General features: G+C 57.2%; 14 protein-coding genes and 1 tRNA gene. 5 read left to right on the top strand and 10 right to left on the bottom strand.

The genetic code is table 11. The features are described from left to right. Nucleotides 1–23: 23 nt before the first annotated feature. The 10 genes from IM313_RS12905 to mltB all read right to left on the bottom strand — a co-directional run bounded on the left by IM313_RS12905 (nt 24) and on the right by mltB (nt 9,750). Nucleotides 24–116, bottom strand: a tRNA-Ser gene (locus IM313_RS12905). A gap of 342 nt (nt 117–458) precedes the next feature. After that, on the bottom strand, nt 459–644 hold the full coding sequence (gene csrA, locus IM313_RS12900) for a carbon storage regulator CsrA (RefSeq protein ID WP_000906486.1): 186 nt from the start codon (nt 642–644) through the stop codon (nt 459–461). A 241-nt stretch (nt 645–885) separates the two neighbouring features. Then, entirely contained in the window at nt 886–3,513 is a 2,628-nt protein-coding gene (gene alaS / locus IM313_RS12895) for an alanine--tRNA ligase (RefSeq protein ID WP_192971699.1), read from the bottom strand. A gap of 131 nt (nt 3,514–3,644) precedes the next feature. Then, nucleotides 3,645–4,145: a recombination regulator RecX gene (recX, locus tag IM313_RS12890; protein ID WP_192971698.1), complete on the bottom strand. Its 501-nt coding sequence runs from the start codon at nt 4,143–4,145 to the stop codon at nt 3,645–3,647. Nucleotides 4,146–4,213: 68 nt separating this feature from the next. Next, the gene (gene recA / locus IM313_RS12885) at nt 4,214–5,272 is read right to left on the bottom strand and encodes a recombinase RecA (RefSeq protein ID WP_028014189.1); all 1,059 of its coding nucleotides are present in this window, start codon (nt 5,270–5,272) and stop codon (nt 4,214–4,216) included. An 89-nt stretch (nt 5,273–5,361) separates the two neighbouring features. Further along, a complete protein-coding gene (gene pncC / locus IM313_RS12880; protein WP_028014190.1) occupies nt 5,362–5,859 on the bottom strand; it encodes a nicotinamide-nucleotide amidase in 498 nt (165 codons plus the stop codon). 129 nt (nt 5,860–5,988) lie between these two features. Continuing rightward, nucleotides 5,989–6,867 (bottom strand): metal ABC transporter substrate-binding protein, encoded by an 879-nt coding sequence (locus tag IM313_RS12875; protein WP_028014191.1) that lies wholly within the window; start codon nt 6,865–6,867, stop codon nt 5,989–5,991. Between the two features lie 14 nt (nt 6,868–6,881). Next, entirely contained in the window at nt 6,882–7,742 is an 861-nt protein-coding gene (locus IM313_RS12870) for a metal ABC transporter permease (RefSeq protein ID WP_028014192.1), read from the bottom strand. Beyond that, nucleotides 7,739–8,392 carry a metal ABC transporter ATP-binding protein gene (locus IM313_RS12865; protein WP_192971697.1) on the bottom strand — a complete coding sequence of 218 codons (654 nt, stop codon included), beginning with the start codon at nt 8,390–8,392 and terminating at the stop codon, nt 7,739–7,741. Before IM313_RS12865 ends, IM313_RS12870 begins: the two co-directional genes overlap by 4 nt. Before the next feature lie 257 nt (nt 8,393–8,649). Continuing rightward, nucleotides 8,650–9,750, bottom strand: a complete 1,101-nt coding sequence (gene mltB / locus IM313_RS12860) for a lytic murein transglycosylase B (RefSeq protein ID WP_192971696.1) — start codon at nt 9,748–9,750, stop codon at nt 8,650–8,652. Between the two features lie 253 nt (nt 9,751–10,003). Here mltB and srlA point away from each other — a divergent pair, with 253 nt between their 5' ends. The 5 genes from srlA (at nt 10,004) to gutM (ending at nt 13,119) form a co-directional block, all read left to right on the top strand. Continuing rightward, nucleotides 10,004–10,567: a PTS glucitol/sorbitol transporter subunit IIC gene (srlA, locus tag IM313_RS12855; protein WP_003862164.1), complete on the top strand. Its 564-nt coding sequence runs from the start codon at nt 10,004–10,006 to the stop codon at nt 10,565–10,567. Then, the gene (locus IM313_RS12850; RefSeq protein WP_192971695.1) at nt 10,564–11,523 is read left to right on the top strand and encodes a PTS glucitol/sorbitol transporter subunit IIB; all 960 of its coding nucleotides are present in this window, start codon (nt 10,564–10,566) and stop codon (nt 11,521–11,523) included. The genes srlA and IM313_RS12850 overlap by 4 nt, the downstream gene beginning before the upstream one ends. A gap of 12 nt (nt 11,524–11,535) precedes the next feature. Continuing rightward, complete coding sequence (srlB, locus tag IM313_RS12845) at nt 11,536–11,898, top strand: PTS glucitol/sorbitol transporter subunit IIA (RefSeq protein ID WP_041908503.1); 363 nt, start codon at nt 11,536–11,538, stop codon at nt 11,896–11,898. Nucleotides 11,899–11,912: 14 nt separating this feature from the next. Then, entirely contained in the window at nt 11,913–12,692 is a 780-nt protein-coding gene (srlD, locus tag IM313_RS12840) for a sorbitol-6-phosphate dehydrogenase (RefSeq protein ID WP_023294411.1), read from the top strand. Between the two features lie 67 nt (nt 12,693–12,759). Continuing rightward, the gene (gene gutM, locus IM313_RS12835) at nt 12,760–13,119 is read left to right on the top strand and encodes a transcriptional regulator GutM (RefSeq protein ID WP_028014197.1); all 360 of its coding nucleotides are present in this window, start codon (nt 12,760–12,762) and stop codon (nt 13,117–13,119) included. The last annotated feature ends 50 nt before the right edge of the window (nt 13,120–13,169 follow it).

Here is a 13,169-nt window from a genome sequence, read left to right as displayed (position 1 = left end):
CCAGCTGAGCTACGGATGCAAAATGGCGGTGAGGCGGGGATTCGAACCCCGGATGCAGCTTTTGACCGCATACTCCCTTAGCAGGGGAGCGCCTTCAGCCTCTCGGCCACCTCACCACACAACGCCTCTTTCGAGTGCTTCGAGTGACTCGTTAAGAGCTTCTCGTCGCTGCGTGGCGCATATATTACTTTCTGGGACTTATAAGTCAAACAATTTTCCAAAAGCTTTTATCGTTTGCACAAATCACACGCAATTCGCATGTAAAAGCCGCAAAGAGGGTGTTTTATAAGCGGATTTTGCAGGCAACGCCACAGAAAACATCTGCCGAAATGGCGGTATTGAGACGAGTTAAGGGTAACGGAGTGGTTAAAAAGAGAGCGACTGAAATTAAACGGTAACTTTGAGCAGGAAAAATAGCGGGAGGGTTGCGTCTCGCCCGACAGCGAGACGCGACAATATCAGTAACTGGACTGCTGGGATTTTTCAGCCTGGATACGCTGGTAGATCTCTTCACGGTGGACAGATACTTCTTTAGGAGCGTTAACACCAATACGTACCTGGTTACCCTTTACCCCTAAAACTGTCACGGTGACCTCATCCCCAATCATGAGGGTCTCACCAACTCGACGAGTCAGAATCAGCATTCTTTGCTCCTTGAAAGATTAAAAGAGTCGGGTCTCTTGTATCCCGGCATTATCCATCATATAACGCCAAAAAGTAAGCGATGACAAACACGTAAAGTGTAAGCAGTCACGGCATCACATTCTGTTAAACGTAAGTTTAGCCGATATACACAAACTCAACCTGACTTTATCGTTATCGATAGCACAGTGAACAAGACGCCATAACGTTGCCGCTATGGCGTCTGCTTGTGCTTTGTAGTTATTACAGTTTCGCGCTTACCCAGCTTTCAACGCTGGCTAATGCCGCAGGAAGTGCCGCCGCATCCGTACCACCGGCTTGCGCCATGTCCGGACGACCGCCACCCTTGCCGCCCACCTGCTGAGCGACCATACCAATCAGTTCCCCTGCTTTAACGCGGTCGGTCACATCCTTAGAGACGCCCGCAATCAGAGAAACCTTACCTTCTGCCACCGTCGCCAGCACGATAACGGTAGAACCAAGCTGGTTCTTGAGATCGTCGACCATAGTACGCAGCATCTTAGGCTCAACGCCCGCCAGATCGCTGACCAGCAGTTTGACGCCCTTAATGTCTACAGCCTTGCTGGAGAGGTTTGCACTCTCCTGCGCCGCAGCCTGCTCTTTCAGCTGCTGCAGCTCTTTTTCCAGCTGACGCGTGCGATCCAGCGCAACGCGCACTTTCTCGCCCAGATTCTGGCTATCGCCTTTCAGCAGCTGCGCGATGTCGTGCAGCTGATCGCTCTGCGCATGCAGGCTGGCGATTGCGCCTTCACCGGTCACCGCTTCAATACGACGCACACCTGCAGCCGTACCGGATTCGGAAACAATGCGGAACAGGCCGATGTCACCGGTGCGCGAGGCGTGAGTACCGCCGCACAGTTCGGTAGAGAAGTCGCCCATGCTCAGCACGCGAACGCGCTCGTCATATTTCTCGCCAAACAGCGCCATCGCACCTTTTTTCTTCGCGTCCTCAAGATCCATGATGTGGGTCTCAATTGGCAGGTTACGACGGATCTGCGCGTTCACCAGGTCTTCCACCGCGCGAATTTCAGACGGCTTCATCGCTTCAAAATGCGAGAAGTCGAAGCGCAGCACTTTATCGTTTACCAGAGAACCTTTCTGTGCAACGTGGGTACCCAGCACGTCGCGCAGGGCTGCGTGCATCAGGTGGGTTGCAGAGTGGTTCAGACGAATGCGCGCACGACGTGCTTCATCAACGTTAGCCTGTACGCCCTCGCCCACTTTGAGAGAACCGGATACCAGTTTGCCCTGGTGACCGATCGCCTGACCGTATTTCTGGGTGTCGCTGACGCTGAAGCTAAAACCGTTGCCTTTCAGTTCGCCTTTATCGCCAACCTGGCCGCCGGATTCCGCATAGAACGGCGTTTTGTCCAGAATGACAACGGCTTCCTGACCCGCGCTGATGCTGTCTACGGCTTTACCGTCAACAAACAGAGCGGTCACTTTGCCGGTCAGTTCCAGCGCTTCATAACCTTTGAATTCAGACGCGCTATCAACGCGGATCATCGCGTTGTAGTCTGCACCGAAACCGCTGGACTCACGCGCACGACGACGCTGCGCTTCCATCGCGGCTTCAAAGCCTGCTTCATCAACTTTGATGTTGCGCTCGCGGCAAACGTCCGCCGTCAGGTCAACCGGGAAGCCGTAGGTGTCGTACAGGCGGAAAGCGGTTTCGCCATCCAGCGTGTCGCCCTTAAGCTTCGCCAGTTCTTCGTCCAGCAGCGCCAGACCGCGCTCCAGCGTACGAGCGAACTGCTCTTCTTCGGTTTTCAGAACCTGCTCAACCTGCGCCTGCTGGCGTTTCAGCTCGTCGCCGGCTGACCCCATAACGCCAATCAGTGGCCCAACGAGTTTATAGAAGAAGGTGTCCTTCGCGCCCAGCATGTTGCCGTGACGGATCGCACGGCGAATGATGCGACGCAGCACGTAGCCACGGTTTTCATTCGACGGAATAACGCCGTCGGCAATCAGGAACGCACAGGAACGAATATGGTCTGCGATAACGCGCAGCGATTTGTTGTTCAGATCGGTCGCGCCGGTAACGTTCGCAACGGCTTTGATCAGAGTGCTGAACAGGTCAATCTCGTAGTTGGAGTTAACGTGCTGCAGAACCGCGGCGATACGCTCCAGGCCCATACCGGTATCAACGGACGGCTTCGGCAGCGGCTCCATGGTGCCGTCAGCCTGGCGGTTGAACTGCATGAAGACGATGTTCCAGATCTCAATATAGCGATCGCCGTCTTCTTCCGGGCTGCCTGGAGGGCCGCCCCAGATATGGTCGCCGTGATCGTAGAAGATCTCGGTGCACGGACCGCAAGGACCGGTGTCGCCCATCTGCCAGAAGTTATCAGACGCATATGGCGCGCCTTTGTTATCACCGATGCGAATAATACGCTCGCGCGGGATACCCACTTCTTTTTCCCAGATTTCGAACGCTTCGTCATCGGTTTCGTAGACGGTCACCCACAGACGCTCTTTCGGCAGGTTGAACCAGTTTTCACCGGTCAGCAGCTCCCATGCGTATTGAATGGCATCATGTTTGAAGTAGTCGCCGAAGCTGAAGTTACCCAGCATTTCGAAGAAGGTGTGGTGGCGCGCGGTGTAACCGACGTTTTCCAGGTCGTTGTGTTTACCGCCCGCACGCACGCAACGCTGTGAGGTTGTGGCGCGGGAATAATTACGCTTGTCGAGACCAAGGAACACATCCTTGAACTGGTTCATCCCGGCGTTGGTAAACAGCAGAGTCGGATCGTTGTTCGGTACCAGGGAGCTGCTGGCAACAACCTGGTGTCCCTTACTATGGAAAAAATCGAGAAACGCCTGACGGATCTCAGCGGTGCTCTTGCTCATAATTATCCTGAAATCAAGCTAACGAAATGTCGTAGCCAGCCTGTATCGGTAAACCGTTGGACGGACCAGCTACTGGAAAAAGTGGGAATAAGATAAGTTTTCTTTAGTGGGAAGTAAAATCCCGCATGCGTTCAATCGGCAAAATTACGCCAGATATCCTGAATATCTTCCATCAGAAAGCCGCGGTAGAGCAAAAAGCGCTGGATTTTGACTTTTTCTGAAAATTCACGCGGCAGCGGTTCGCCGTACTTACGAATCGCCTGCTCTTTTGCCAGTTCGCACCAGTCGATGTCGCTTTTGCGCATCGCTTTTTCGATGGACTCCCTGGCTACCCCTTTCTGGTTCAGCTCCTGGCGGATGCGCGCGGGCCCATACCCTTTGCGACCACGGCTGGCGAGAAAACGCGAGGCAAACCGGTCATCGTCCAGGTAATGATGCTCATAGCACCAGGCCACCACGCGGTCGTAGTCTTCCGCAGTGGCATCAATCTCCTCCGGCCCGTTTTTGCTCATGACGGGCGCTGACAGCTTCCGCCGCAGCTCCTGTTCACTGTGGTCGCGCACGGCGAGAATGCGTACCGCACGATCCAGCAAGCGCGCGTAGGCGGGTCGGCGTGATGTCGGTTCACTCATAAAAAACCTGCAGAATCAGAAATGCAAAAAGGGCCGCGTCAGCAGCCCTTCATTTTTACACGAGAGACTTAAAAGTCTTCGTTGGTTTCTTCAGCATCCGCGGCATCCACCACGAAATCAGGTTTGGAGTCCTGGTTGTTCAGCAGAAGCTCACGCACCTTCTTCTCAATCTCTTTCGCCGCAGCCGGGTTCTCTTTCAGCCAGGAGATAGCATTCGCTTTACCCTGACCAATCTTGTCACCGTTGTAGCTGTACCAGGCGCCCGCTTTTTCAATCAGCTTCTCTTTCACGCCCAGGTCAACCAGCTCGCCGAGGAAGTTGATACCTTCGCCGTAGAGGATCTGGAATTCAGCCTGTTTGAACGGTGCTGCGATTTTGTTCTTCACAACCTTCACGCGGGTTTCGCTACCCACCACGTTCTCGCCCTCTTTCACCGCGCCGATACGGCGGATATCCAGACGGACAGAGGCGTAGAATTTCAGGGCGTTACCACCGGTGGTGGTTTCCGGGTTACCGAACATCACACCAATTTTCATACGGATCTGGTTGATGAAGATCAGCAACGTATTGGACTGCTTCAGGTTACCGGCCAGCTTACGCATCGCCTGGCTCATCATACGTGCCGCGAGGCCCATGTGAGAGTCACCGATTTCACCTTCGATTTCCGCTTTTGGCGTCAGCGCCGCAACGGAGTCGACGATGATCACGTCAACCGCACCGGAGCGTGCCAGCGCGTCACAAATTTCCAGCGCCTGCTCGCCGGTGTCCGGCTGGGAACACAGCAGGTTGTCGATATCAACGCCCAGCTTACGGGCATAGACCGGGTCCAGCGCGTGCTCGGCATCGATAAACGCACAGGTTTTACCTTCGCGCTGCGCCGCTGCAACAACCTGCAGGGTCAGCGTCGTTTTACCTGAGGATTCCGGACCGTAGATTTCTACGATACGCCCCATCGGCAAACCGCCCGCGCCCAGTGCGATATCCAGAGAAAGCGAACCGGTGGAGATAGTTTCCACATCCATGGAACGGTCTTCACCCAGGCGCATGATGGAGCCTTTACCGAATTGCTTTTCGATCTGGCCCAGTGCTGCCGCCAACGCTTTCTGTTTGTTTTCGTCGATAGCCATTATTACTCCTGTCATGCCGGGAGAAGCAACTGCGCTTCACCATGGACTTCTGTTCTGTTGGTGCAATTATACTGTATAGTCATACAGTATCAAGTATTTTGTAGAAATTGTTGCCAGAGCGTTTTTAACGCATAAACGGTAGCCTGACGACGCACGCTTTCGCGATCGCCGCTGAAGCACTCCCGGCGGGTGATCCCTTCCCCTTTGGACGTGGCAAACCCGAACCAGACGGTGCCGACAGGCTTCACGTCGCTGCCGCCGTCCGGCCCAGCGATGCCGCTGATGGAAATGGCGTAATCTGCCCGCGCCTCTTTCAGCGCGCCAATGGCCATTTCAATGACAACCGGTTCGCTGACCGCGCCATGCTGTTCCAGCGTGGCTTCGCGCACGCCAATCATCTGCGCCTTAGCTTCGTTACTGTAGGTCACAAAGCCACGTTCAAACCAGGCGGAACTGCCGGCGATATCGGTAATCGCTTTCGCCACCCAGCCGCCGGTACAGGATTCCGCGGTGGTAATAGTCGCGCCACGCTGCTTCAGGGCAAGGCCAACGATCTCGCTTAGCTGCATCAATTCATGGTCAGTCATTCTTGCTCCAGGCTTGAGAAAAACGTGCAGCACAAGATAGCACTTTCTCGTCAGATATGGGGATGCGCTTCAGGTTTTACGAGGGGGCTTCAGAAAAAAGCCGGTGCGGGCGCACCGGCTGTAGAAATATTATTTCATGCTGTTCGCAAGCGTATCGACATTATGGCGAAACGCCTTAACGTAGGTGTCTGCTGCTCCACCTTTTGCCGACAAGGCTTCCGGGTAAAGTTCGCCGCCCGGCTGTGCGCCCGTCGCCGACGCAATCTGCTTCACCAGACGCGGGTCGAGCTGGTTTTCCATAAACCACGTTTTCACGCCGTCGGCTTTAATCTGCTTGATAATCTCCGCCACCTGCGACGCGCTGGCCTCGCTCTCTGAAGAGAGTCCTTGAGGTGCCATGAAGGTTACGCCGTAAGCGCGGCCAAAATAACCAAACGCGTCATGGCTGGTCAGCACTTTGCGCTTTTCCTGCGGGATCTGGCTAAAGCGCGTTTTGGCCCAGCTGTCCAGTTGGGTCAGTTGCGCAATGTATGGTTTTCCTGAAGCCTCCAGCGCCGCTTTGTCTTCCGGATCGGCTTTCACCAGCCCGTTCAGAATATTTTGCGCATACAGCGCACCGTTCGCCGCGCTGTTCCATGCGTGCGGATCGGTCACGGTCTTTCCATCTTCCTCAAGCGTGTGGGTTTTCACCCCGTTTGAGGCAACGACCAGCTGGCCTTTGAACCCGGAGGCTTTCACCAGGCGGTCGAGCCAGCCTTCCAGCCCTAAACCGTTGACCACGACCACGTCAGCCTTGCTCAGCGCCGCGCTGTCCTTAGGCGACGGTTCGAAGGTATGGGGATCGCCGTCCGGCCCCACCAGCGTCGTCACATTTACACGATCGCCCCCCACCTCCTGCGCGATATCCCCCAGTATCGAAAAGCTGGTGACCACATTCAGCGTTTTCGCCATCACGCTATGCGACATCATCCCCAGCGCTAGCGCCATGATTAATCCTGTACTTTTCATCGTTTCCCCTTGCGTTAAAAAAGCGCCCGCAGGCTGCCAGCCAGCCTGCTGCGCGTGCCAAATAAAACGGAAATAAAAAACAGCGCGCTGGCGGTCAGCACAATAGATGGCCCCGCGGGTAAACTTGCCGCCCAGGAGAGGCTTAGCCCCAGCCACGCGCAGAAAATACCGCTGATACCAGCCATCAGGAGTAATCCGGGTAAGGTGCGGACCCAACAGCGCGCCGCCACCGCCGGGAGCATCATCAGCCCGACGGCCATCAGCGTGCCGAGCACCTGAAAACCGGCCACCAGGTTCAGGACCAGCAGCGCCAGAAACAGACCGTGCAATAAGCCTGGTAGCCAGCGGGCATTCACCTGCAGCCAGGCGGTGTCAAACGCCTCCGTCACCAGCCCGCGGTAAAAAAGGGCCAGCATGATAAGGGTGAAGATGCACACGCCGGTCACAAACAGCGCGGCGTCGTTGTCCACCGCGAGGATTGAGCCAAACAGCAGATGCAGCAAATCGACATTCGAGCCGCGCAGAGATACCAGCGTGACGCCCAGCGCCAGTGACCCCAGGTAAAAACCGGCAAAGCTGGCATCCTCTTTCAGCGGGGTGCGGCGGCTGACCAGCCCGGCCACCAGCGCAACGGCAATCCCGGCGATAAACCCGCCGACGGTCATAGCCAACAGCGACATCCCGCTGAGCAAATACCCCACGGCGACGCCGGGCAAAATGGCGTGAGAAAGCGCATCGCCCATCAGGCTCATCCGGCGCAACTGAAGAAACACGCCGAGCGCGGTGGTGCTGACGGAGAGCGCCAGGCAAACCACCAGCGCGCGGCGCATAAAACCGAATTCGATAAACGGCTGGAAGAATGTGTACCAGATCATGCCACCCTCACCCGTTCGGTTTTCCACTGGGGGGCGTCAGCATCCAGCCGCAGCGTCTGCGGGAAGTGGCGCGCCACGCGCTCGCTGTCGTGCAGTACCGCGAGCAGCGTTTGCCCCTGCATATACATCTCCAGCATCAGGTCCATCAGCACGTTGCAGGTCGCTTCATCAACGCCGGTGAAGGGCTCGTCGAGCATCACCAGCGGCGCCTGCTGTACTAACACGCGGGCAAAAAGCATGCGCTGAAACTGGCCGCCGGAGAGTTCATCAATGGTGGAGAGCGCCATCGACTCCAGCCCCACGCGCTCAAGCGCACCACTAATGCGCAGACGCGCTTCGCGACGAAAACCGGCGAAAAGCGAAATTCCGGGCCAGCAGCCCATGCTCACCACGTCCTGCACGGTCAGCGGAAACTGCGCTTCCAGCGCGTGACGCTGCGCCAACCATCCGATTACCGGTCGTCTACCCTGCCAGTGAAATCTGCCGCTGACGGGCGGAATAAATCCGGCGAGGGTTTTCAGCAGCGTGGATTTGCCGCAGCCGTTGGCGCCGATAATGGCGGTCATGCTGCCGCGTTCAATCAAGCCCGAAAGCGGACGCGTGACGGGCTGGCGGTCGTAGCCCGCAACCAGTGCGTTCATCACGATCATGGCAGCGCCACCGCCCAGCGCACGGCCAGCCCGAGAAAAAGAATGAGCACCATCGCCAGCAGCAGCCGAACCGGGGATGAGAGAGAAAACAGGGACATGGATATTTCAACTCAAAAACAATGTTATAACATAACAATAATGAAAGACAATGAAGATGTAAACGGCGGGAATGAAATGGGAGTGTGGCGAAATGTTTCTGCGGGAAAGAGGTGCGCGCGGGCGCCCTCTCCCACAGGGAGAGGGCGGAATAAGGCGAGTTACTGACTAAACGGCGACGCCGCCGGGACGCGGGCCTGCGATACCGCCAGCCCCAGTTGCCACACCGCCATCGCATAGTGGGTGCTATGGTTGTAGCGGGTGATGGTGTAGAAGTTCGGCATGCCGTACCAGTACTGGTAGCCAGTTCCCACGTCCAGACGCAGCAGGCTCACCTGGTCAACATTGCCCAGCGGCTGGGTTGGCGTTAAGCCTGCCGCCGTCAGCTGTGCAACGCTGTATTTGGTTTTAAAGCCGTTTTCCAGACCAAACGCTTCGCCGTTCGCCTGCACGGCAACCTGGCCGCCCGGCGTCCAGCCGTGCGCTTTGAAGTAGTTCGCCACGCTGCCGATGGCATCCACCGGATCCCACAGGTTAATGTGACCATCCCCGTTAAAGTCGACGGCATACTGCTTATAGGAGGACGGCATAAACTGGCCGTAGCCCATCGCGCCGGCAAATGACCCTTTCAGATCGAGCGGATCGTCCTGCTCGTTGCGCGCCATCAGCAGGAAGGTTTCCAGCTCGGAAGAGAAATACTCCGCGCGGCGCGGGTAGTTAAAGGAGAGCGTCGCCAGTGCGTCGAGGATGCGGGTTTTGCCCATCACGCGCCCCCAGCGAGTCTCTACGCCGATAATCCCGACGATGATTTCCGGCGGCACGCCGTAAACCTGCCACGCGCGGTTGAGCGCATCTTCATACTGGTTCCAGAACGCCACGCCGTTTTGCACGTTGTCCGGGGTAATAAACTGTTTGCGGTAGCGCAGCCACGCGCCGTTCGGCCCGCTCGGCACCTGGGCGGATGGTGCCTGCCTGTCCATCAGGCGCATAACGTAGTCCAGACGCTTCGCCTGAGACAAAATTTCATGCAGCTGCTGGCGGTCGAAACCGTGTTTGCTCACCATTTTATCAATGAACTGCTCGGCCGCCGGGTTATTCGCGAAGTCGCCTCCCATCTGCATCATATTGTGCTGCGGCTCCAGCAGGAATCCCCCGGAAGGCGCGCCCGCCGTTTGCTGAACGGCTTCGGTCTTAGGTTTGCTGCTACAGGCAGACAGCAGGATAAGCGCAGGCAACAGCGCTGCATAACGACGCTTGAACATGAGACATCCATTTAACGGGTTCGATAAGAACCCAGTATGGTAAAGCATCCGCAACACCTCAAGGAAGCGGTACGCGCCTCCACAACGCAAATCCGCGCTTTTTTCCACCGAAAATCATTCACCTCATCAATTAACTTTCAAAATAATACATTTTTCTTTCATTGTGAGATCTAACTAACACTTTAAAACCTTTCAAAGTGATTATTATTAGCCGCAGTTATACAAAAACAAAAAAGCCCCACAGGAGAGAAGAATGATAGAGACCATCACCCACGGCGCCGAGTGGTTCATCGGGCTGTTTCAGAAAGGCGGAGAAGTGTTCACCGGCATGGTGACCGGGATCCTGCCCCTGCTGATCAGTCTGCTGGTGATCATGAACGCGCTGATCAACTTTATCGGCCAGCAGCGCATCGAACGCTTTGCCCAGCGCTGCGCCGGTAACCCGCTGTCCCGCTACCTGATATTGCCATTCATCGGCACCTTTGTTTTCTGTAACCCGATGACCTTAAGCCTCGGCCGCTTTATGCCGGAAAAGTACAAGCCGAGCTACTACGCCGCCGCCTCCTACAGCTGCCACTCGATGAACGGCCTGTTCCCGCACATCAACCCCGGAGAGCTGTTTGTCTACCTCGGGATCGCCAGCGGCCTGACCACGCTTGGCCTGCCGCTCGGCCCGCTGGCGGTGAGCTACCTGCTGGTGGGCCTGGTGACCAACTTCTTCCGCGGCTGGGTGACTGACCTCACCACCGCTATTTTCGAGAAAAAAATGGGCATCCAGCTTGAACAGAAGGTCCATCTTTCAGGAGCGACAGCATGAACCGGATCCGCATTGAGAAAGGCACGGGCGGCTGGGGCGGCCCGCTGGAGTTCGACGCCACCGAAGGCAAAAAGATCGTCTACATCACCGCGGGCACGCGCCCGGCGATTGTTGACAAGCTGCGCGAGCTGACCGGATGGGAAGCGGTTGACGGCTTTAAAGAGGGCGAGCCGCCGGAAGCGGACATCGGCGTGGCGGTGATTGACTGCGGCGGCACGCTGCGCTGCGGCATCTATCCGAAGCGCCGCATTCCGACGGTGAATATTCACTCCACCGGGAAATCCGGTCCGCTGGCGCAGTACATCCTTGAGGACATTTATGTCTCGGGCGTGAAGGAGGACAACATCACTCTGATGAATGGCACTGCCGCGCCGCAAAAAGCAGCCCCGCGCGAGTACGACACCAGCAAGAAGATCACCGAGCAGAGCGACGGCCTGCTGGCGAAGGTCGGGATGGGGATGGGCTCCGCCGTGGCGGTGCTGTTCCAGTCCGGGCGCGACACTATCGACACGGTGCTGAAAACGATTCTGCCGTTTATGGCGTTCGTCTCGGCGCTGATCGGCATCATCATGGCGTCCGGCCTGGGCGACTGGATTGCCCACGGCCTCGCCCCGCTCGCCAGCCACCCGCTCGGGCTGGTGACGCTGGCGCTGATCTGCTCCTTCCCGCTGCTGTCGCCGTTCCTCGGTCCGGGCGCGGTGATTGCCCAGGTCATCGGCGTACTGATAGGGGTGCAGATTGGTCTGGGCAACATTCCCCCGCACCTCGCCCTGCCCGCCCTGTTTGCCATTAACGCCCAGGCGGCGTGCGACTTCATCCCCGTGGGGCTGTCGCTGGCCGAAGCGCGCCAGGACACCGTGCGCGTGGGCGTGCCGTCCGTGCTGGTGAGCCGCTTCCTGACGGGCGCGCCGACGGTGCTGATTGCCTGGTTTGTCTCCGGCTTTATCTATCAATAAGAGGTTCCTGCAATGAACGTCATTTACCAGACCACCATTACCCGCATCGGCCAGAGCGCAGCAGACGCGCTGAGCGACCAGATGCTGATCACCTTCCGCGAAGGCGCTCCGGCGGATATCGAAGAGTTTTGCTTTATCCACTGCCACGGCGAACTGAACGGCGAGCTGAAGGCCGGAAGCCAGCTGGAGCTGGGCGAGGCGCGCTATGCCGTCACCGCCGTCGGCGACGTGGCGGAGCAAAACCTGCGCGAGCTCGGCCACATCACCCTGCGCTTCGACGGCCAGCCGCAGGCGGAATACCCCGGTACGGTTCACGTGGATGGCCCGGTTCCGCAGTCTGTCACCCCAGGCTGCACGTTAAAATTTGTTGCGTAATTAAGGAGAGTCACATGAGTCAGGTTGCCGTTGTCATTGGTGGGGGACAAACCTTAGGCGAGTTCCTCTGCCGTGGGCTTGCCGCAGAGGGCTACCGCGTGGCGGTAGTGGACATTCAGAGTGAAAAAGCCGCCCGCGTGGCGGACACCATTAACACCGAGTTTGGCGAAGGGATGGCATACGGGTTTGGTGCCGACGCCACCAGCGAGCAGAGCGTGATGGCGCTGGCCCGCGGCGTGGACGAGATTTTTGGGCGCACCGATCTGCTGGTCTACAGCGCGGGAATTGCGAAAGCGGCGTTTATCAGCGATTTCGAGCTGGGGGATTTTGACCGTTCGCTGCAGGTGAATCTGGTGGGCTATTTCCTTTGCGCCCGCGAGTTTTCCCGCCTGATGATCCGCGACGGCATTCAGGGACGCATCATTCAGATCAACTCAAAATCCGGGAAAGTGGGCAGCAAGCACAACTCCGGGTACAGCGCGGCGAAGTTTGGCGGCGTGGGGCTGACGCAGTCCCTGGCGTTGGATCTGGCCGAATACGGGATTACCGTGCACTCGCTGATGCTGGGCAACCTGCTGAAATCGCCGATGTTCCAGTCCCTGCTGCCGCAGTACGCCACCAAGCTCGGCATCAAGGCTGAGGAAGTGGAGCAGTACTACATCGATAAAGTGCCGCTGAAGCGCGGGTGTGACTATCAGGACGTGCTGAACATGCTGCTGTTTTACGCCAGTCCGAAAGCGTCGTACTGCACCGGGCAGTCGATTAACGTGACCGGTGGGCAGGTGATGTTCTGATCGAGCGGCCTGATGCCCTCACCCTAACCCTCTCCCACCGGGAGAGGGAACAAAACAAGGAGTCGATATGGTAACCGCACTCATCACCGTCGCCGCCCTCGCCTGGCTGTGCCAGATGGCGTTTGGCGGCTGGCAGATCCACCAGTTTAACCGCGCGTTTGATGCGCTGTGTCAGAAGGGCCGCGTCGGCGTCGGGCGTTCCGGCGGACGCTTTAAACCGCGCGTGGTCGTCGCCGTAGCACTGGACGAGCACGACCGGGTGTGCGATTCCCTCCTCATGCGTGGCATGACGGTATTTGCCCGTCCGGCCAAAATCCAGGCAATCAACGGCCTCTTGTTACAGGAATTGCAGCCTGATGTGATCTTTCCCCATGATCCACTCTGTCAGAATGCACTATCATTAGCGCTCAATCTGAAACATGGATAATTTCGTTGTGAAAGTTATAGACTTGCGAAATTATCATTTCGCAACCTAAG

It is taken from the genome of Enterobacter cloacae complex sp. P2B (assembly GCF_014895985.1).
Taxonomy (GTDB): domain Bacteria; phylum Pseudomonadota; class Gammaproteobacteria; order Enterobacterales; family Enterobacteriaceae; genus Enterobacter; species Enterobacter bugandensis.
This window is presented reverse-complemented; position numbering and strand designations above follow the sequence as displayed.